This is a genomic window from Photobacterium damselae subsp. damselae (genome assembly GCF_038086725.1).
GTDB classification, from domain to species: domain Bacteria; phylum Pseudomonadota; class Gammaproteobacteria; order Enterobacterales; family Vibrionaceae; genus Photobacterium; species Photobacterium damselae.
In genome coordinates, this window is sequence record NZ_CP146970.1 from 378,686 (window position 1) to 399,931 (window position 21,246).

The 21,246-nt window shown below is 48.2% G+C and carries 4 protein-coding genes, 2 tRNA genes and 9 rRNA genes; all 15 read left to right on the plus strand.

Features of this window, described 5'->3' with window-relative positions; all coding sequences use genetic code 11:
• Nucleotides 1-1,425: a sulfate adenylyltransferase subunit CysN gene (gene cysN, locus WAX86_RS01870; protein WP_341489023.1), complete on the plus strand. Its 1,425-nt coding sequence runs from the start codon at nt 1-3 to the stop codon at nt 1,423-1,425.
• A 6-nt stretch (nt 1,426-1,431) separates the two neighbouring features.
• Nucleotides 1,432-3,168, plus strand: a complete 1,737-nt coding sequence (locus tag WAX86_RS01875) for an SLC13 family permease (protein WP_341489024.1) — start codon at nt 1,432-1,434, stop codon at nt 3,166-3,168.
• 14 nt (nt 3,169-3,182) lie between these two features.
• Nucleotides 3,183-3,800 carry an adenylyl-sulfate kinase gene (cysC, locus tag WAX86_RS01880; protein WP_068968521.1) on the plus strand — a complete coding sequence of 206 codons (618 nt, stop codon included), beginning with the start codon at nt 3,183-3,185 and terminating at the stop codon, nt 3,798-3,800.
• Nucleotides 3,801-3,817: 17 nt separating this feature from the next.
• The gene (cysQ, locus tag WAX86_RS01885) at nt 3,818-4,558 is read left to right on the plus strand and encodes a 3'(2'),5'-bisphosphate nucleotidase CysQ (protein ID WP_005301513.1); all 741 of its coding nucleotides are present in this window, start codon (nt 3,818-3,820) and stop codon (nt 4,556-4,558) included.
• A 608-nt stretch (nt 4,559-5,166) separates the two neighbouring features.
• Nucleotides 5,167-6,718 (plus strand): 16S ribosomal RNA (locus WAX86_RS01890).
• Between the two features lie 296 nt (nt 6,719-7,014).
• Nucleotides 7,015-9,907 (plus strand): 23S ribosomal RNA (locus WAX86_RS01895).
• A gap of 159 nt (nt 9,908-10,066) precedes the next feature.
• Nucleotides 10,067-10,182: ribosomal RNA gene (gene rrf, locus WAX86_RS01900) — 5S ribosomal RNA — on the plus strand.
• 387 nt (nt 10,183-10,569) lie between these two features.
• Nucleotides 10,570-12,120 (plus strand): 16S ribosomal RNA (locus tag WAX86_RS01905).
• A 296-nt stretch (nt 12,121-12,416) separates the two neighbouring features.
• A 23S ribosomal RNA gene (locus WAX86_RS01910) occupies nt 12,417-15,308 on the plus strand.
• A gap of 160 nt (nt 15,309-15,468) precedes the next feature.
• Nucleotides 15,469-15,584, plus strand: a 5S ribosomal RNA gene (gene rrf, locus WAX86_RS01915).
• 386 nt (nt 15,585-15,970) lie between these two features.
• Nucleotides 15,971-17,522 (plus strand): 16S ribosomal RNA (locus tag WAX86_RS01920).
• Between the two features lie 71 nt (nt 17,523-17,593).
• Nucleotides 17,594-17,670: transfer RNA gene (locus WAX86_RS01925), tRNA-Ile, on the plus strand.
• 44 nt (nt 17,671-17,714) lie between these two features.
• Nucleotides 17,715-17,790 (plus strand) — tRNA-Ala (locus tag WAX86_RS01930).
• A gap of 236 nt (nt 17,791-18,026) precedes the next feature.
• Nucleotides 18,027-20,918: ribosomal RNA gene (locus tag WAX86_RS01935) — 23S ribosomal RNA — on the plus strand.
• Between the two features lie 159 nt (nt 20,919-21,077).
• A 5S ribosomal RNA gene (gene rrf, locus WAX86_RS01940) occupies nt 21,078-21,193 on the plus strand.
• Together the 16S, 23S and 5S rRNA genes with 2 tRNA genes alongside form the textbook arrangement of a ribosomal RNA operon.
• The last annotated feature ends 53 nt before the right edge of the window (nt 21,194-21,246 follow it).

Consider the following 21,246-nt stretch of genomic DNA (forward strand, 5'->3'; position numbering starts at 1 on the left):
ATGAACCACGCAATTCAACAACAGGTTGCCGAGCTTGGCATTGAAGCTTATCTCGACCAACATCAAAATAAATCATTATTACGCTTTTTAACTTGTGGCTCGGTTGATGATGGTAAAAGTACTCTGATTGGGCGTTTACTGCATGATTCCCAGCAAATCTATGAAGATCAATTAGCGGCGATTCATGCTGACAGCCAAAAAGTTGGAACAACTGGAGAAAAACCTGATTTGGCTTTGTTGGTAGATGGACTGCAAGCTGAGCGTGAGCAAGGGATCACTATCGACGTTGCTTACCGCTATTTTTCTACTCAAAAGCGTAAATTTATTATTGCCGATACACCAGGACATGAGCAGTATACGCGAAATATGGCGACAGGCGCGTCAACTTGTGATGTTGCGGTTATTTTGATTGATGCTCGTAAAGGAATTCTCGATCAGACCCGTCGTCACTCTTATATCGCATCTTTGCTTGGGATCCGTCATTTTATTGTAGCGATCAATAAAATGGATTTGATCGACTTTGATCCCACGGTGTTTGCTCAGATCTCACAACAGTATTTAGAGTTTGCCCAACAATTGGATCCCAATATTGAGATAACGTTTATTCCATTATCTGCTCTTGAGGGGGATAACGTTGTTGAATTAAGTGCAAAGACACCTTGGTATCAAGGGAACTCATTATTGGCAGTTTTAGAGCAAGTTGAAGTTAACCACTCATTAGCACAACAAGTGATGCGCTTTCCTGTGCAGTATGTTAATCGTCCTCATCTTGATTTTCGTGGTTTTGCGGGCACATTGGCCTCAGGTACGTTAACTGTAGGAGATAAGGTTAAGGTACTTCCGTCAGAAAAAGAATCTTATATCGAACGTATCGTGACGTTTGATGGCGATCTACCGCAAGCCGTAGCAGGGCAAGCGATTACAGTGACTTTAACCGATGAAATTGATATCAGTCGAGGTGATACGCTCGTTGCAGCCTCAGAGTCTGTAACCTTAGCAAATCAAGTATTGGCTGATATTGTCTGGATGGCTGAGTCGCCGTTAACCGTTGGCCGTGAATATGATATTAAAATTGCAGGTAATAAAACCCAAGGCCAAGTCATTGGATTTGAACATCAGATTGATATTAATAAGTTAACTCAATTTAGCACGGAGCAACTTCCCCTCAATGGTATTGCACTCGCAAAAGTGAAATTCAATAAAACCTTAGCTATTGACAGTTACCAAGCGTGTAAAGATACCGGTGGCTTTATTATTATCGATCGCTTAACCAATGTTACTGTTGGCGCTGGCATGGTTCGTCAGCCGTTAGAAAATAATCAAACCCAAGCTAATTTCTCTCAATTTGAATTGGAGTTAAACGCGCTTATTCGTAAGCATTTTCCGCACTGGAACAGCTCTGATATCAGTAAATTGTTAGGGTAGCGGCTGATGAGTTGGGAGCAAGGAGCGGTATTATCCATGTTGTTAGTTTTGGTCATTGCTTTAGTGGTGACCAAGATTAAGCCTACGTGGTTATTTGCGGGCATTGCATTTATCGCTTACCAAAGTAATTTACTGTTATTGCCTGAGCTTGCCGGTAATTTTACTAATAGCTCTCTGCTGACCTTAGTTTTATTGATTCTAATTTCAATTGCGCTAGAGAAAACGCGCTTGATCAGTTGGGTTGGATTACAAATTTCTCAAGGATCCCATTCTAAAGTTGTTACTAAACTTGGCCTTTCAACTGCGATCTTATCGTCTTTAACCAATAATACAGCAGTGGTGGTTTCTCTAATCGGTGCGGTTAAACGAAACCAACGTCATGCTCCCTCCAAGCTCTTATTGCCATTGTCGTATGCGGCTATTTTAGGCGGGACTTTAACGCTAATCGGCACATCAACAAATCTGATTGTAAATAGTTTTGTAGAAAATGCAGGATTGCCCAGTTTAGACTTTTTCGCCCCATCTGGAATTGGCTTAGCAGTGCTGGTGGTCGGGTTGTTTGTTTTGATCCCCCTAAGTTATAGCCTGCCTACTTACGATGATGATCATGATGATTCATTACCTTATTTTCTTGAAGCAACAGTAGCGTCACACTCGCAGTTGATTGGTAAAAGTGTCACAGATAATGGTTTGCGTGCATTGCGTCGATTGTTTCTTGCCGAGATCATTCGAGAGGGGAGAACCATTGCTCCTGTGTGTCCTGATACTGAATTGGTTGCCAATGATCGTTTACTTTTTTGTGGTGATATTGACAGTGTTACTACCTTACAAGAGATCCATGGTTTAGAGCTTTTTGGACAGCATCATCTTAATGGGCAATCAATGTTAGAGATGGTGGTGAGTCATTCTGGCCATTTATGTGGTAAGACGTTAAAACAGACTGATTTTCGAGAGCGTTTTGATGGTGTTGTTGTTGCAATTCGTCGTGGTCATGAACGCTTAGCTGGCGGGCTTGGCAATATTCGCCTGGAAGCTGGGGATACGCTTGTGATTGTGCCGGGGAAGACCTTCTTTACTAATAGAGCCCAACTTTCACGTGAGTTTGTTCTGTTTAATGGTCTTGATTCCAGTGCCCGTTTTGATCAAAGAAAGAGTGCGCTAGTTCTGGTTAGCTTTATATCGGTGATTGCACTAGCACTTTTAAATTGGGTTCCTCTGCTAAAAGGATTGGCTATCCTTTTAGTAGGATTACTCGCTTTTGGCATGATCTCACTGGCTGAAATCCGCCGTCGTTTTCCTATCGATATTATTGTTATTATCGGTTCAGCCTTATCTCTTGCTCAGTTAATGTTAAGTACGGGTCTTTCGCAACGGCTGGGTGATGCTTTAATAACGGCATTTAACGGTTTTGGCGTCTATGGTGGATTGATCGCAGTCTATCTATTGACTTTAGTTCTTACTGAGCTGATTACCAATAATGCGGCAGCTGCTCTCGCTTTTCCCATCGGTTATAGTCTGGCCTTAGGATATGGTGTGGATCCTATGCCTTTTATTATGGCCGTTCTTTTTGGCGCTAGTGCCAGTTTCATTTCACCCTATGGTTATCAAACTAATTTATTGGTCTATAGCGTCGGAAATTATCAGCTACGCGATTTTATTAAATTGGGATTGCCGCTCTCTTTAGTTTATTCCAGCACTGTACTTGTGCTTATTCCTCTATTTTTTCCATTTTCTGCCTCTTAATAAGGAGTGTTGCAATGACTTCAGTTTTAGTCAAAGACAATGTGATTTGGCATCAGCATTCAGTCAATAAACAGATACGAGGAGAGCTGAAACAACAGCGCCCCTGCATTCTCTGGTTTACCGGTTTAAGTGGTGCGGGTAAATCGACGATAGCTGGTGCATTAGAAAAGGAATTGGTTCAGCGTGGCTACCATACTTATCTGCTTGATGGTGATAATGTTCGTCATGGGTTATGCCGGGATTTGGGCTTTTCTATTGAAGACAGAAGGGAAAATATTCGTCGTATAGGAGAGGTTGCAGCATTAATGGCTGATGCTGGACTGATTGTACTCAGTGCATTTATTTCGCCAGAACGGAGAGAACGTCAGTTAGTTCGTGATCTAGTGGCAGATGGTGAGTTTATTGAAGTGTTTGTCGATACCTCATTAGTTGAATGTGAGCGGCGTGATCCTAAGGGGCTATATAAAAAAGCCAGAGCAGGTGAAATTAAGCAATTTACGGGCATTGACTCTATTTATGAGAAACCGCTTGAGCCTGAGATCCATTTGGTTTCTGGTAGCGATAACCACATAGAAGATTTAGTATCGAAGTGTGTTGATGAGCTGTACGCTCGCCATATTATTAGCAAATAGTTCACAGGAGGTTTCTATTGGCTATTTCACTCGATACGCTTCTTGCCATTGCAACTGATGCCGGCAATATCATCTTGCAACATTATCATGGCCAACTTTCGGTAGAGACAAAAGCTGACAATAGTCCTGTCACATCTGCTGATTTAGCTGCTAATGAAATAATTGTTAGTCGATTACGTCAACTTACCCCCAATATTCCTATCCTATCTGAAGAGTTAATTCACCAAGATTGGTCTGTTCGTCAACAGTGGCAGCAATTTTGGCTAGTTGATCCACTTGATGGTACGAAAGAGTTTATTCGTAAGAATGGCGAGTTCACCGTTAATATTGCATTAGTTGAGCAAGGTAAACCTATTCTTAGTGTTGTTCATGCCCCGGCATTGCAAAAAAGTTGGATTGCAGATGGATCGCAGGCATGGCTTATTACATCAGCAACAAAAGAAGTATTAAAGGTTCGTCCAGCAACGGTACCAACGGTTGTAGGAAGTCGTTCTCATCCATCTTCTGAATTGCAAGCGTATCTTACCCAGTTAGGTGAGCATAAGTTTATTGAAGTCGGTTCTTCATTAAAGTTCTGCTTAATTGCTGAAGGACGAGCTCATGTTTATCCTCGTCTAGGACCGACAATGATGTGGGATACCGCTGCAGGACAGTGCGTTCTTACAAGTGCTGGTGGTTCGGTTCAACTATTAGATGGTCAAACGTTGTCATATCATCGGCCAGAGTTATTGAATCCCTATTTTATTGCTCGAAATTAAGTAATTTATATGATTAAAGGTCAAAAGTTTATATTTTGGCCTTTTTATTTAAACAGGATGCTAACAGGGTGTTTTTATTGTTTTTTTGATGTTTTACTAGTTGGTGCTGCAGTTTAAGTGGTTAAAAATCAATATTTTAATTCTGTTTTTCAGTTCTGTGGATAACTTGTGCTTAAGTGGTGTGTAAGATGTTTGTTGGTCGTTTAGGGGGTAAAGTACGATCTTTTTTTGATCATTTCATAATTTTTTCTTCTTCTATATAGATAAAGCAATAAAGTAAAAGTTAACTTATAAGGAACCAGACAAATAAAGGGCTGGCAGAAATTAATTTTAAAAAATGTGTTGACTTGAAAATTTATCACTGTATTATGCACCACATCGAGACGGGACAGCGGTTCCAAATCGATATTGTTCTTTAACAATTTGACCATGCAATCTGTGTGGGCACTCGTAAAATGATTTAGTCTAAAAGATTTAATCAATGAAACTGAGTGACCAAGTGATTCGCTTCTTCATATAAAGAAGAGTATCAGCACAGTCAATTCATTCATCATTTATGATGAATTAACAGTATTCATTGAGCCGTATCATTAGATACAACAAAACTTTAATTGAAGAGTTTGATCATGGCTCAGATTGAACGCTGGCGGCAGGCCTAACACATGCAAGTCGAGCGGCAGCGACTTAACTGAACCTTCGGGGAACGTTAAGGGCGGCGAGCGGCGGACGGGTGAGTAATGCCTGGGAATATGCCCTGATGTGGGGGATAACTATTGGAAACGATAGCTAATACCGCATAATCTCTTCGGAGCAAAGAGGGGGACCTTCGGGCCTCTCGCGTCAGGATTAGCCCAGGTGGGATTAGCTTGTTGGTGAGGTAATGGCTCACCAAGGCGACGATCCCTAGCTGGTCTGAGAGGATGATCAGCCACACTGGAACTGAGACACGGTCCAGACTCCTACGGGAGGCAGCAGTGGGGAATATTGCACAATGGGGGAAACCCTGATGCAGCCATGCCGCGTGTGTGAAGAAGGCCTTCGGGTTGTAAAGCACTTTCAGTAGGGAGGAAGGTAGTGTAGTTAACACCTGCATTATTTGACGTTACCTACAGAAGAAGCACCGGCTAACTCCGTGCCAGCAGCCGCGGTAATACGGAGGGTGCGAGCGTTAATCGGAATTACTGGGCGTAAAGCGCATGCAGGCGGCCTGTTAAGTCAGATGTGAAAGCCCGGGGCTTAACCTCGGAATTGCATTTGAAACTGGCAGGCTAGAGTCTTGTAGAGGGGGGTAGAATTTCAGGTGTAGCGGTGAAATGCGTAGAGATCTGAAGGAATACCAGTGGCGAAGGCGGCCCCCTGGACAAAGACTGACGCTCAGATGCGAAAGCGTGGGGAGCAAACAGGATTAGATACCCTGGTAGTCCACGCCGTAAACGATGTCTACTTGGAGGTTGTGGCCTTGAGCCGTGGCTTTCGGAGCTAACGCGTTAAGTAGACCGCCTGGGGAGTACGGTCGCAAGATTAAAACTCAAATGAATTGACGGGGGCCCGCACAAGCGGTGGAGCATGTGGTTTAATTCGATGCAACGCGAAGAACCTTACCTACTCTTGACATCCAGAGAAGCTTGAAGAGATTCGAGTGTGCCTTCGGGAACTCTGAGACAGGTGCTGCATGGCTGTCGTCAGCTCGTGTTGTGAAATGTTGGGTTAAGTCCCGCAACGAGCGCAACCCTTATCCTTGTTTGCCAGCACTTCGGGTGGGAACTCCAGGGAGACTGCCGGTGATAAACCGGAGGAAGGTGGGGACGACGTCAAGTCATCATGGCCCTTACGAGTAGGGCTACACACGTGCTACAATGGCATATACAGAGGGCAGCAAGACCGCGAGGTGGAGCGAATCCCAGAAAGTATGTCGTAGTCCGGATCGGAGTCTGCAACTCGACTCCGTGAAGTCGGAATCGCTAGTAATCGTGGATCAGAATGCCACGGTGAATACGTTCCCGGGCCTTGTACACACCGCCCGTCACACCATGGGAGTGGGCTGCACCAGAAGTAGATAGCTTAACCTTCGGGAGGGCGTTTACCACGGTGTGGTTCATGACTGGGGTGAAGTCGTAACAAGGTAGCCCTAGGGGAACCTGGGGCTGGATCACCTCCTTACAAAAAAGACTGCGCTTTACGCAGTGTCCACACAGATTGCTTGGTGAAATGGTTTTAGAAATAGCAAAAGTGCTAATGAATAACATAAGTTATTGATTAACGCTTTTGCGTTATGCTCTTTAACAATCTGGAAAGCTGACTAGTAAATTCAATCGAATGATTGATTTATTGTAAGTTTTTATCGAAAGATAAAAACGAGTTCTCAAAACAAACACATTCAAGTGTCTTGTGTAAGAGTCCGGCGAAAACATAAAAACCTTGGTTGTTGAGCCATACGAAACCTCTTGGGGTTGTATGGTTAAGTGACTAAGCGTACACGGTGGATGCCTGGGCAGTCAGAGGCGATGAAGGACGTACTAACTTGCGATAAGCGTAGATGAGGCAGTAAGAGCCACTTGAGTCTACGATTTCCGAATGGGGAAACCCAGCTGCATAAGCAGTTATCTCAATGTGAATTCATAGCATTGTGAGGCGAACCGGGGGAACTGAAACATCTAAGTACCCCGAGGAAGAGAAATCAACCGAGATTCCGGCAGTAGCGGCGAGCGAAACCGGATTAGCCCTTAAGCTAATCTTGCGTTAGGTGAACATGCTGGAAAGCATGGCAATAAAGGGTGATAGCCCCGTAACCAACAGCGCATTTTCAGTGAAATCGAGTAGGACGGGACACGTGTTATCCTGTCTGAATATGGGGGGACCATCCTCCAAGGCTAAATACTCCTGACTGACCGATAGTGAACCAGTACCGTGAGGGAAAGGCGAAAAGTACCCCTGTGAGGGGAGTGAAATAGAACCTGAAACCGTGTACGTACAAGCAGTAGGAGCAGGCTTGTCCTGTGACTGCGTACCTTTTGTATAATGGGTCAGCGACTTAATTTTAGTAGCAAGGTTAACCATCTAGGGGAGCCGTAGGGAAACCGAGTCTTAACTGGGCGTCATAGTTGCTAGGATTAGACCCGAAACCGAGTGATCTAGCCATGGGCAGGTTGAAGATTGAGTAACATCAATTGGAGGACCGAACCGACTAATGTTGAAAAATTAGCGGATGACTTGTGGCTAGGGGTGAAAGGCCAATCAAACTCGGAGATAGCTGGTTCTCCCCGAAAGCTATTTAGGTAGCGCCTCGGACGAATACTACTGGGGGTAGAGCACTGTTAAGGCTAGGGGGTCATCCCGACTTACCAACCCTTTGCAAACTCCGAATACCAGTAAGTACTATCCGGGAGACACACGGCGGGTGCTAACGTCCGTCGTGAAGAGGGAAACAACCCAGACCGCCAGCTAAGGTCCCAAAGTTATAGCTAAGTGGGAAACGATGTGGGAAGGCTCAGACAGCCAGGATGTTGGCTTAGAAGCAGCCATCATTTAAAGAAAGCGTAATAGCTCACTGGTCGAGTCGGCCTGCGCGGAAGATTTAACGGGGCTAAGCTATACACCGAAGCTGCGGCAATGTGCTTATGCACATTGGGTAGGGGAGCGTTCTGTAAGCCGTTGAAGGTGCATTGTAAAGTGTGCTGGAGGTATCAGAAGTGCGAATGCTGACATGAGTAACGACAAAGGGAGTGAAAAACTCCCTCGCCGGAAGACCAAGGGTTCCTGTCCAACGTTAATCGGGGCAGGGTGAGTCGACCCCTAAGGCGAGGCCGAAAGGCGTAGTCGATGGGAAACGGGTTAATATTCCCGTACTTCTTACTATTGCGATGGGGGGACGGAGAAGGCTAGGTGAGCCTGGCGACGGTTGTCCAGGTCCAAGTACGTAGGTGGATGAATTAGGCAAATCCGGTTCATCATTAACACTGAGGTACGATGTCGAGCTACTACGGTAGCGAAGTCATTGATGCCATGCTTCCGGGAAAAGCCTCTAAGCTTCAGATAGTAAGAAATCGTACCCCAAACCGACACAGGTGGTCGGGTAGAGAATACCAAGGCGCTTGAGAGAACTCGGGTGAAGGAACTAGGCAAAATGGTACCGTAACTTCGGGAGAAGGTACGCTCTTAATGGTGAAGTCCCTCGCGGATGGAGCTGTCGAGAGTCGCAGATACCAGGTGGCTGCAACTGTTTATTAAAAACACAGCACTGTGCAAAATCGAAAGATGACGTATACGGTGTGACGCCTGCCCGGTGCCGGAAGGTTAATTGATGGGGTTAGACGTAAGTCGAAGCTCTTGATCGAAGCCCCGGTAAACGGCGGCCGTAACTATAACGGTCCTAAGGTAGCGAAATTCCTTGTCGGGTAAGTTCCGACCTGCACGAATGGCGTAATGATGGCCACGCTGTCTCCACCCGAGACTCAGTGAAATTGAAATCGCTGTGAAGATGCAGCGTACCCGCGGCTAGACGGAAAGACCCCGTGAACCTTTACTACAGCTTGGCACTGAACATTGACCCTACATGTGTAGGATAGGTGGGAGACTTTGAAACGCAGACGCCAGTTTGCGTGGAGTCGTCCTTGAAATACCACCCTTGTAGTGTTGATGTTCTAACTTGGCCCCATCATCTGGGGTGAGGACAGTGCCTGGTGGGTAGTTTGACTGGGGCGGTCTCCTCCCAAAGAGTAACGGAGGAGCACGAAGGTGGGCTAATCACGGTCGGACATCGTGAGGTTAGTGCAATGGCATAAGCCCGCTTAACTGCGAGAATGACGGTTCGAGCAGGTGCGAAAGCAGGTCATAGTGATCCGGTGGTTCTGTATGGAAGGGCCATCGCTCAACGGATAAAAGGTACTCCGGGGATAACAGGCTGATACCGCCCAAGAGTTCATATCGACGGCGGTGTTTGGCACCTCGATGTCGGCTCATCACATCCTGGGGCTGAAGTCGGTCCCAAGGGTATGGCTGTTCGCCATTTAAAGTGGTACGCGAGCTGGGTTTAGAACGTCGTGAGACAGTTCGGTCCCTATCTGCCGTGGGCGTTGGATGATTGAGAGGGGCTGCTCCTAGTACGAGAGGACCGGAGTGGACGAACCTCTGGTGTTCGGGTTGTGTCGCCAGACGCATTGCCCGGTAGCTAAGTTCGGAATCGATAACCGCTGAAAGCATCTAAGCGGGAAGCGAGCCTCAAGATGAGTCATCCCTGATACTTTAAGTATCCTAAAGGGTTGTTGGAGACTACGACGTAGATAGGCAGGGTGTGTAAGCGCTGTGAGGCGTTGAGCTAACCTGTACTAATTGCCCGTGAGGCTTAACCATACAACACCCAAGGGGTTTTATCGGACTCCACAAACACTTGAATGTAAGTTTGAGACGCGAGAATCGAGTGATCGAGTATCGCGATAGTCAGTTTTTAAGATTGTAACGTTAGGAGTCTCGTATCGAGAAATCTCGACACTCGTAACGAAAAAGAATTTGCTTGGCGACCTTAGCGCTGTGGTCCCACCTGAATCCATGCCGAACTCAGAAGTGAAACGCAGCAGCGCCGATGGTAGTGTGGGGTCTCCCCATGTGAGAGTAGGACATCGCCAAGCGCCCATTTTGAAAGCCCGCTTTGCTGAGCGGGCTTTTATTTCGCTCCCACTGATTGGAATGTGAGCGACGTCAATATAAGGTTTTTACTTTTTAATCACTTGGTGAAAAAGTTGAAAATTTTATCTTGACTGAATATCAGAAAAGCGTATTATACGTCACCTGACTTGCTGAAGCATAAAACGCTAAGGCATTGAATAGTCAACGTTCTTTAACAATTTGACCATGCAATCTGTGTGGGCACTCGTGAAATGATTTAGTCTAAAAGATTTAATCAATGAAACTGAGTGACCAAATTGATACTTCGGTATCAGCACAGTCAATTCATTCATCATTTATGATGAATTAACAGTATTCATTGAGCCGTATCGTTAGATACAACAAAACTTTAATTGAAGAGTTTGATCATGGCTCAGATTGAACGCTGGCGGCAGGCCTAACACATGCAAGTCGAGCGGCAGCGACTTAACTGAACCTTCGGGGAACGTTAAGGGCGGCGAGCGGCGGACGGGTGAGTAATGCCTGGGAATATGCCCTGATGTGGGGGATAACTATTGGAAACGATAGCTAATACCGCATAATCTCTTCGGAGCAAAGAGGGGGACCTTCGGGCCTCTCGCGTCAGGATTAGCCCAGGTGGGATTAGCTTGTTGGTGAGGTAATGGCTCACCAAGGCTACGATCCCTAGCTGGTCTGAGAGGATGATCAGCCACACTGGAACTGAGACACGGTCCAGACTCCTACGGGAGGCAGCAGTGGGGAATATTGCACAATGGGGGAAACCCTGATGCAGCCATGCCGCGTGTGTGAAGAAGGCCTTCGGGTTGTAAAGCACTTTCAGTAGGGAGGAAGGTAGTGCAGTTAACACCTGCATTATTTGACGTTACCTACAGAAGAAGCACCGGCTAACTCCGTGCCAGCAGCCGCGGTAATACGGAGGGTGCGAGCGTTAATCGGAATTACTGGGCGTAAAGCGCATGCAGGCGGCCTGTTAAGTCAGATGTGAAAGCCCGGGGCTTAACCTCGGAATTGCATTTGAAACTGGCAGGCTAGAGTCTTGTAGAGGGGGTAGAATTTCAGGTGTAGCGGTGAAATGCGTAGAGATCTGAAGGAATACCAGTGGCGAAGGCGGCCCCCTGGACAAAGACTGACGCTCAGATGCGAAAGCGTGGGGAGCAAACAGGATTAGATACCCTGGTAGTCCACGCCGTAAACGATGTCTACTTGGAGGTTGTGGCCTTGAGCCGTGGCTTTCGGAGCTAACGCGTTAAGTAGGCCGACTGGGGAGTACGGTCGCAAGATTAAAACTCAAATGAATTGACGGGGGCCCGCACAAGCGGTGGAGCATGTGGTTTAATTCGATGCAACGCGAAGAACCTTACCTACTCTTGACATCCAGAGAAGCTTGAAGAGATTCGAGTGTGCCTTCGGGAACTCTGAGACAGGTGCTGCATGGCTGTCGTCAGCTCGTGTTGTGAAATGTTGGGTTAAGTCCCGCAACGAGCGCAACCCTTATCCTTGTTTGCCAGCACTTCGGGTGGGAACTCCAGGGAGACTGCCGGTGATAAACCGGAGGAAGGTGGGGACGACGTCAAGTCATCATGGCCCTTACGAGTAGGGCTACACACGTGCTACAATGGCATATACAGAGGGCAGCAAGACCGCGAGGTGGAGCGAATCCCAGAAAGTATGTCGTAGTCCGGATCGGAGTCTGCAACTCGACTCCGTGAAGTCGGAATCGCTAGTAATCGTGGATCAGAATGCCACGGTGAATACGTTCCCGGGCCTTGTACACACCGCCCGTCACACCATGGGAGTGGGCTGCACCAGAAGTAGATAGCTTAACCTTCGGGAGGGCGTTTACCACGGTGTGGTTCATGACTGGGGTGAAGTCGTAACAAGGTAGCCCTAGGGGAACCTGGGGCTGGATCACCTCCTTACAAAAAAGACTGCGCTTTGCGTAGTGTCCACACAGATTGCTTGGTGAAATGGTTTTAGAAATAGCAAAAGTGCTAATGAATAACATAAGTTATTGATTAACGCTTTTGCGTTATGCTCTTTAACAATCTGGAAAGCTGACTAGTAAATTCAATCGAATGATTGATTTATTTTAAGTTTTTATCGAAAGATAAAAACGAGTTCTCAAAACAAACACATTCAAGTGTCTTGTGTAAGAGTCCGGCGAAAACATAAAAACCTTGGTTGTTGAGCCATACGAAACCTCTTGGGGTTGTATGGTTAAGTGACTAAGCGTACACGGTGGATGCCTGGGCAGTCAGAGGCGATGAAGGACGTACTAACTTGCGATAAGCGTAGATGAGGCAGTAAGAGCCACTTGAGTCTACGATTTCCGAATGGGGAAACCCAGCTGCATAAGCAGTTATCTCAATGTGAATTCATAGCATTGTGAGGCGAACCGGGGGAACTGAAACATCTAAGTACCCCGAGGAAGAGAAATCAACCGAGATTCCGGCAGTAGCGGCGAGCGAAACCGGATTAGCCCTTAAGCTAATCTTGCGTTAGGTGAACATGCTGGAAAGCATGGCAATAAAGGGTGATAGCCCCGTAACCAACAACGCTTTATCAGTGAAATCGAGTAGGACGGGACACGTGTTATCCTGTCTGAATATGGGGGGACCATCCTCCAAGGCTAAATACTCCTGACTGACCGATAGTGAACCAGTACCGTGAGGGAAAGGCGAAAAGTACCCCTGTGAGGGGAGTGAAATAGAACCTGAAACCGTGTACGTACAAGCAGTAGGAGCAGGCTTGTCCTGTGACTGCGTACCTTTTGTATAATGGGTCAGCGACTTAATTTTAGTAGCAAGGTTAACCATCTAGGGGAGCCGTAGGGAAACCGAGTCTTAACTGGGCGTCATAGTTGCTAGGATTAGACCCGAAACCGAGTGATCTAGCCATGGGCAGGTTGAAGATTGAGTAACATCAATTGGAGGACCGAACCGACTAATGTTGAAAAATTAGCGGATGACTTGTGGCTAGGGGTGAAAGGCCAATCAAACTCGGAGATAGCTGGTTCTCCCCGAAAGCTATTTAGGTAGCGCCTCGGACGAATACTACTGGGGGTAGAGCACTGTTAAGGCTAGGGGGTCATCCCGACTTACCAACCCTTTGCAAACTCCGAATACCAGTAAGTACTATCCGGGAGACACACGGCGGGTGCTAACGTCCGTCGTGAAGAGGGAAACAACCCAGACCGCCAGCTAAGGTCCCAAAGTTATAGCTAAGTGGGAAACGATGTGGGAAGGCTCAGACAGCCAGGATGTTGGCTTAGAAGCAGCCATCATTTAAAGAAAGCGTAATAGCTCACTGGTCGAGTCGGCCTGCGCGGAAGATTTAACGGGGCTAAGCTATACACCGAAGCTGCGGCAATGTGCTACGCACATTGGGTAGGGGAGCGTTCTGTAAGCCGTCGAAGGTGCATTGTAAAGTGTGCTGGAGGTATCAGAAGTGCGAATGCTGACATGAGTAACGACAAAGGGAGTGAAAAACTCCCTCGCCGGAAGACCAAGGGTTCCTGTCCAACGTTAATCGGGGCAGGGTGAGTCGACCCCTAAGGCGAGGCCGAAAGGCGTAGTCGATGGGAAACGGGTTAATATTCCCGTACTTCTTACTATTGCGATGGGGGGACGGAGAAGGCTAGGTGAGCCTGGCGACGGTTGTCCAGGTCCAAGTACGTAGGTGGATGAATTAGGCAAATCCGGTTCATCATTAACACTGAGATACGATGTCGAGCTACTACGGTAGCGAAGTCATTGATGCCATGCTTCCGGGAAAAGCCTCTAAGCTTCAGATAGTAAGAAATCGTACCCCAAACCGACACAGGTGGTCGGGTAGAGAATACCAAGGCGCTTGAGAGAACTCGGGTGAAGGAACTAGGCAAAATGGTACCGTAACTTCGGGAGAAGGTACGCTCTTAACGGTGAAGTCCCTCGCGGATGGAGCTGTCGAGAGTCGCAGATACCAGGTGGCTGCAACTGTTTATTAAAAACACAGCACTGTGCAAAATCGAAAGATGACGTATACGGTGTGACGCCTGCCCGGTGCCGGAAGGTTAATTGATGGGGTTAGACGTAAGTCGAAGCTCTTGATCGAAGCCCCGGTAAACGGCGGCCGTAACTATAACGGTCCTAAGGTAGCGAAATTCCTTGTCGGGTAAGTTCCGACCTGCACGAATGGCGTAATGATGGCCACGCTGTCTCCACCCGAGACTCAGTGAAATTGAAATCGCTGTGAAGATGCAGCGTACCCGCGGCTAGACGGAAAGACCCCGTGAACCTTTACTACAGCTTGGCACTGAACATTGACCCTACATGTGTAGGATAGGTGGGAGACTTTGAAACGCAGACGCCAGTTTGCGTGGAGTCGTCCTTGAAATACCACCCTTGTAGTGTTGATGTTCTAACTTGGCCCCATCATCTGGGGTGAGGACAGTGCCTGGTGGGTAGTTTGACTGGGGCGGTCTCCTCCCAAAGAGTAACGGAGGAGCACGAAGGTGGGCTAATCACGGTCGGACATCGTGAGGTTAGTGCAATGGCATAAGCCCGCTTAACTGCGAGAATGACGGTTCGAGCAGGTGCGAAAGCAGGTCATAGTGATCCGGTGGTTCTGTATGGAAGGGCCATCGCTCAACGGATAAAAGGTACTCCGGGGATAACAGGCTGATACCGCCCAAGAGTTCATATCGACGGCGGTGTTTGGCACCTCGATGTCGGCTCATCACATCCTGGGGCTGAAGTCGGTCCCAAGGGTATGGCTGTTCGCCATTTAAAGTGGTACGCGAGCTGGGTTTAGAACGTCGTGAGACAGTTCGGTCCCTATCTGCCGTGGGCGTTGGATGATTGAGAGGGGCTGCTCCTAGTACGAGAGGACCGGAGTGGACGAACCTCTGGTGTTCGGGTTGTGTCGCCAGACGCATTGCCCGGTAGCTAAGTTCGGAATCGATAACCGCTGAAAGCATCTAAGCGGGAAGCGAGCCTCAAGATGAGTCATCCCTGATACTTTAAGTATCCTAAAGGGTTGTTGGAGACTACGACGTAGATAGGCAGGGTGTGTAAGCGCTGTGAGGCGTTGAGCTAACCTGTACTAATTGCCCGTGAGGCTTAACCATACAACACCCAAGGGGTTTTATCGGACTCCACAAACACTTGAATGTAAGTTTGAGACCGCGAGAATCGAGTTATCGAGTATCGCGATAGTCAGTTTTTAAGATTGTAACGTTAGGAGTCTCGTATCGAGAAATCTCGACACTCGTAACGAAAAAGAATTTGCTTGGCGACCTTAGCGCTGTGGTCCCACCTGAATCCATGCCGAACTCAGAAGTGAAACGCAGCAGCGCCGATGGTAGTGTGGGGTCTCCCCATGTGAGAGTAGGACATCGCCAAGCGCCCATTTTGAAAGCCCGCTTTGCTGAGCGGGCTTTTATTTCGCTCCCACTGATTGGAATGTGAGCGACGTCAATATAAGGTTTTTACTTTTTAACCACTTAGTGAAAAAGTTGAAAATTTTATCTTGACTGAATATCAGAAAAGCGTATTATACGCCACCTGACTTGCTGAAGCGCAAAGCGCCAAGGCATTGAATAGTCAACGTTCTTTAACAATTTGACCATGCAATCTGTGTGGGCACTCGTGAAATGATTTAGTCTAAAAGATTTAATCAATGAAACTGAGTGACCAAGTGATACGTAAGTATCAGCACAGTCAATTCATTCATCATTTATGATGAATTAACAGTATTCATTGAGCCGTATCGTTAGATACAACAAAACTTTAATTGAAGAGTTTGATCATGGCTCAGATTGAACGCTGGCGGCAGGCCTAACACATGCAAGTCGAGCGGCAGCGACTTAACTGAACCTTCGGGGAACGTTAAGGGCGGCGAGCGGCGGACGGGTGAGTAATGCCTGGGAATATGCCCTGATGTGGGGGATAACTATTGGAAACGATAGCTAATACCGCATAATCTCTTCGGAGCAAAGAGGGGGACCTTCGGGCCTCTCGCGTCAGGATTAGCCCAGGTGGGATTAGCTTGTTGGTGAGGTAATGGCTCACCAAGGCTACGATCCCTAGCTGGTCTGAGAGGATGATCAGCCACACTGGAACTGAGACACGGTCCAGACTCCTACGGGAGGCAGCAGTGGGGAATATTGCACAATGGGGGAAACCCTGATGCAGCCATGCCGCGTGTGTGAAGAAGGCCTTCGGGTTGTAAAGCACTTTCAGTAGGGAGGAAGGTAGTGTAGTTAACACCTGCACTATTTGACGTTACCTACAGAAGAAGCACCGGCTAACTCCGTGCCAGCAGCCGCGGTAATACGGAGGGTGCGAGCGTTAATCGGAATTACTGGGCGTAAAGCGCATGCAGGCGGCCTGTTAAGTCAGATGTGAAAGCCCGGGGCTTAACCTCGGAATTGCATTTGAAACTGGCAGGCTAGAGTCTTGTAGAGGGGGGTAGAATTTCAGGTGTAGCGGTGAAATGCGTAGAGATCTGAAGGAATACCAGTGGCGAAGGCGGCCCCCTGGACAAAGACTGACGCTCAGATGCGAAAGCGTGGGGAGCAAACAGGATTAGATACCCTGGTAGTCCACGCCGTAAACGATGTCTACTTGGAGGTTGTGGCCTTGAGCCGTGGCTTTCGGAGCTAACGCGTTAAGTAGACCGCCTGGGGAGTACGGTCGCAAGATTAAAACTCAAATGAATTGACGGGGGCCCGCACAAGCGGTGGAGCATGTGGTTTAATTCGATGCAACGCGAAGAACCTTACCTACTCTTGACATCCAGAGAAGCTTGAAGAGATTCGAGTGTGCCTTCGGGAACTCTGAGACAGGTGCTGCATGGCTGTCGTCAGCTCGTGTTGTGAAATGTTGGGTTAAGTCCCGCAACGAGCGCAACCCTTATCCTTGTTTGCCAGCACTTCGGGTGGGAACTCCAGGGAGACTGCCGGTGATAAACCGGAGGAAGGTGGGGACGACGTCAAGTCATCATGGCCCTTACGAGTAGGGCTACACACGTGCTACAATGGCATATACAGAGGGCAGCAAGACCGCGAGGTGGAGCGAATCCCAGAAAGTATGTCGTAGTCCGGATCGGAGTCTGCAACTCGACTCCGTGAAGTCGGAATCGCTAGTAATCGTGGATCAGAATGCCACGGTGAATACGTTCCCGGGCCTTGTACACACCGCCCGTCACACCATGGGAGTGGGCTGCACCAGAAGTAGATAGCTTAACCTTCGGGAGGGCGTTTACCACGGTGTGGTTCATGACTGGGGTGAAGTCGTAACAAGGTAGCCCTAGGGGAACCTGGGGCTGGATCACCTCCTTACAAAAAAGACTGCGTTTTACGCAGTGTCCACACAGATTGCTTGGTTAATAGTAAAGAACGCAAAAAGACTTGGGTCTGTAGCTCAGGTGGTTAGAGCGCACCCCTGATAAGGGTGAGGTCGGTGGTTCGAGTCCACTCAGACCCACCACTTTCTCTCCCAGAGAAAGTGATGGTTAAGTCTTTTGTTTCGATGGGGTTATAGCTCAGCTGGGAGAGCGCCTGCCTTGCACGCAGGAGGTCTGCGGTTCGATCCCGCATAGCTCCACCACTTCTTAAACACACTATCGAGTGTCTTTAAGAAGTGGTTCGAAAGAAACACAATGCTCTTTAACAATCTGGAAAGCTGACTAGTAAATTCAATCGAATGATTGATTTATTGTAAGTTTTTATCGAAAGATAAAAACGAGTTCTCAAAACAAACACATTCAAGTGTCTTGTGTAAGAGTCCGGCGAAAACATAAAAACCTTGGTTGTTGAGCCATACGAAACCTCTTGGGGTTGTATGGTTAAGTGACTAAGCGTACACGGTGGATGCCTGGGCAGTCAGAGGCGATGAAGGACGTACTAACTTGCGATAAGCGTAGATGAGGCAGTAAGAGCCACTTGAGTCTACGATTTCCGAATGGGGAAACCCAGCTGCATAAGCAGTTATCTCAATGTGAATTCATAGCATTGTGAGGCGAACCGGGGGAACTGAAACATCTAAGTACCCCGAGGAAGAGAAATCAACCGAGATTCCGGCAGTAGCGGCGAGCGAAACCGGATTAGCCCTTAAGCTAATCTTGCGTTAGGTGAACATGCTGGAAAGCATGGCAATAAAGGGTGATAGCCCCGTAACCAACAACGCTTTATCAGTGAAATCGAGTAGGACGGGACACGTGTTATCCTGTCTGAATATGGGGGGACCATCCTCCAAGGCTAAATACTCCTGACTGACCGATAGTGAACCAGTACCGTGAGGGAAAGGCGAAAAGTACCCCTGTGAGGGGAGTGAAATAGAACCTGAAACCGTGTACGTACAAGCAGTAGGAGCAGGCTTGTCCTGTGACTGCGTACCTTTTGTATAATGGGTCAGCGACTTAATTTTAGTAGCAAGGTTAACCATCTAGGGGAGCCGTAGGGAAACCGAGTCTTAACTGGGCGTCATAGTTGCTAGGATTAGACCCGAAACCGAGTGATCTAGCCATGGGCAGGTTGAAGATTGAGTAACATCAATTGGAGGACCGAACCGACTAATGTTGAAAAATTAGCGGATGACTTGTGGCTAGGGGTGAAAGGCCAATCAAACTCGGAGATAGCTGGTTCTCCCCGAAAGCTATTTAGGTAGCGCCTCGGACGAATACTACTGGGGGTAGAGCACTGTTAAGGCTAGGGGGTCATCCCGACTTACCAACCCTTTGCAAACTCCGAATACCAGTAAGTACTATCCGGGAGACACACGGCGGGTGCTAACGTCCGTCGTGAAGAGGGAAACAACCCAGACCGCCAGCTAAGGTCCCAAAGTTATAGCTAAGTGGGAAACGATGTGGGAAGGCTCAGACAGCCAGGATGTTGGCTTAGAAGCAGCCATCATTTAAAGAAAGCGTAATAGCTCACTGGTCGAGTCGGCCTGCGCGGAAGATTTAACGGGGCTAAGCTATACACCGAAGCTGCGGCAATGTGCTACGCACATTGGGTAGGGGAGCGTTCTGTAAGCCGTCGAAGGTGCATTGTAAAGTGTGCTGGAGGTATCAGAAGTGCGAATGCTGACATGAGTAACGACAAAGGGAGTGAAAAACTCCCTCGCCGGAAGACCAAGGGTTCCTGTCCAACGTTAATCGGGGCAGGGTGAGTCGACCCCTAAGGCGAGGCCGAAAGGCGTAGTCGATGGGAAACGGGTTAATATTCCCGTACTTCTTACTATTGCGATGGGGGGACGGAGAAGGCTAGGTGAGCCTGGCGACGGTTGTCCAGGTCCAAGTACGTAGGTGGATGAATTAGGCAAATCCGGTTCATCATTAACACTGAGATACGATGTCGAGCTACTATGGTAGCGAAGTCATTGATGCCATGCTTCCGGGAAAAGCCTCTAAGCTTCAGATAGTAAGAAATCGTACCCCAAACCGACACAGGTGGTCGGGTAGAGAATACCAAGGCGCTTGAGAGAACTCGGGTGAAGGAACTAGGCAAAATGGTACCGTAACTTCGGGAGAAGGTACGCTCTTAACGGTGAAGTCCCTCGCGGATGGAGCTGTCGAGAGTCGCAGATACCAGGTGGCTGCAACTGTTTATTAAAAACACAGCACTGTGCAAAATCGAAAGATGACGTATACGGTGTGACGCCTGCCCGGTGCCGGAAGGTTAATTGATGGGGTTAGACGTAAGTCGAAGCTCTTGATCGAAGCCCCGGTAAACGGCGGCCGTAACTATAACGGTCCTAAGGTAGCGAAATTCCTTGTCGGGTAAGTTCCGACCTGCACGAATGGCGTAATGATGGCCACGCTGTCTCCACCCGAGACTCAGTGAAATTGAAATCGCTGTGAAGATGCAGCGTACCCGCGGCTAGACGGAAAGACCCCGTGAACCTTTACTACAGCTTGGCACTGAACATTGACCCTACATGTGTAGGATAGGTGGGAGACTTTGAAACGCAGACGCCAGTTTGCGTGGAGTCGTCCTTGAAATACCACCCTTGTAGTGTTGATGTTCTAACTTGGCCCCATCATCTGGGGTGAGGACAGTGCCTGGTGGGTAGTTTGACTGGGGCGGTCTCCTCCCAAAGAGTAACGGAGGAGCACGAAGGTGGGCTAATCACGGTCGGACATCGTGAGGTTAGTGCAATGGCATAAGCCCGCTTAACTGCGAGAATGACGGTTCGAGCAGGTGCGAAAGCAGGTCATAGTGATCCGGTGGTTCTGTATGGAAGGGCCATCGCTCAACGGATAAAAGGTACTCCGGGGATAACAGGCTGATACCGCCCAAGAGTTCATATCGACGGCGGTGTTTGGCACCTCGATGTCGGCTCATCACATCCTGGGGCTGAAGTCGGTCCCAAGGGTATGGCTGTTCGCCATTTAAAGTGGTACGCGAGCTGGGTTTAGAACGTCGTGAGACAGTTCGGTCCCTATCTGCCGTGGGCGTTGGATGATTGAGAGGGGCTGCTCCTAGTACGAGAGGACCGGAGTGGACGAACCTCTGGTGTTCGGGTTGTGTCGCCAGACGCATTGCCCGGTAGCTAAGTTCGGAATCGATAACCGCTGAAAGCATCTAAGCGGGAAGCGAGCCTCAAGATGAGTCATCCCTGATACTTTAAGTATCCTAAAGGGTTGTTGGAGACTACGACGTAGATAGGCAGGGTGTGTAAGCGCTGTGAGGCGTTGAGCTAACCTGTACTAATTGCCCGTGAGGCTTAACCATACAACACCCAAGGGGTTTTATCGGACTCCACAAACACTTGAATGTAAGTTTGAGACGCGAGAATCGAGTGATCGAGTATCGCGATAGTCAGTTTTTAAGATTGTAACGTTAGGAGTCTCGTATCGAGAAATCTCGACACTCGTAACGAAAAAGAATTTGCTTGGCGACCTTAGCGCTGTGGTCCCACCTGAATCCATGCCGAACTCAGAAGTGAAACGCAGCATCGCCGATGGTAGTGTGGGGTCTCCCCATGTGAGAGTAGGACATCGCCAAGCGCCCATTTTGAAAGCCCGCTTTGCTGAGCGGGCTTTTATTTCGCTCCCACTGA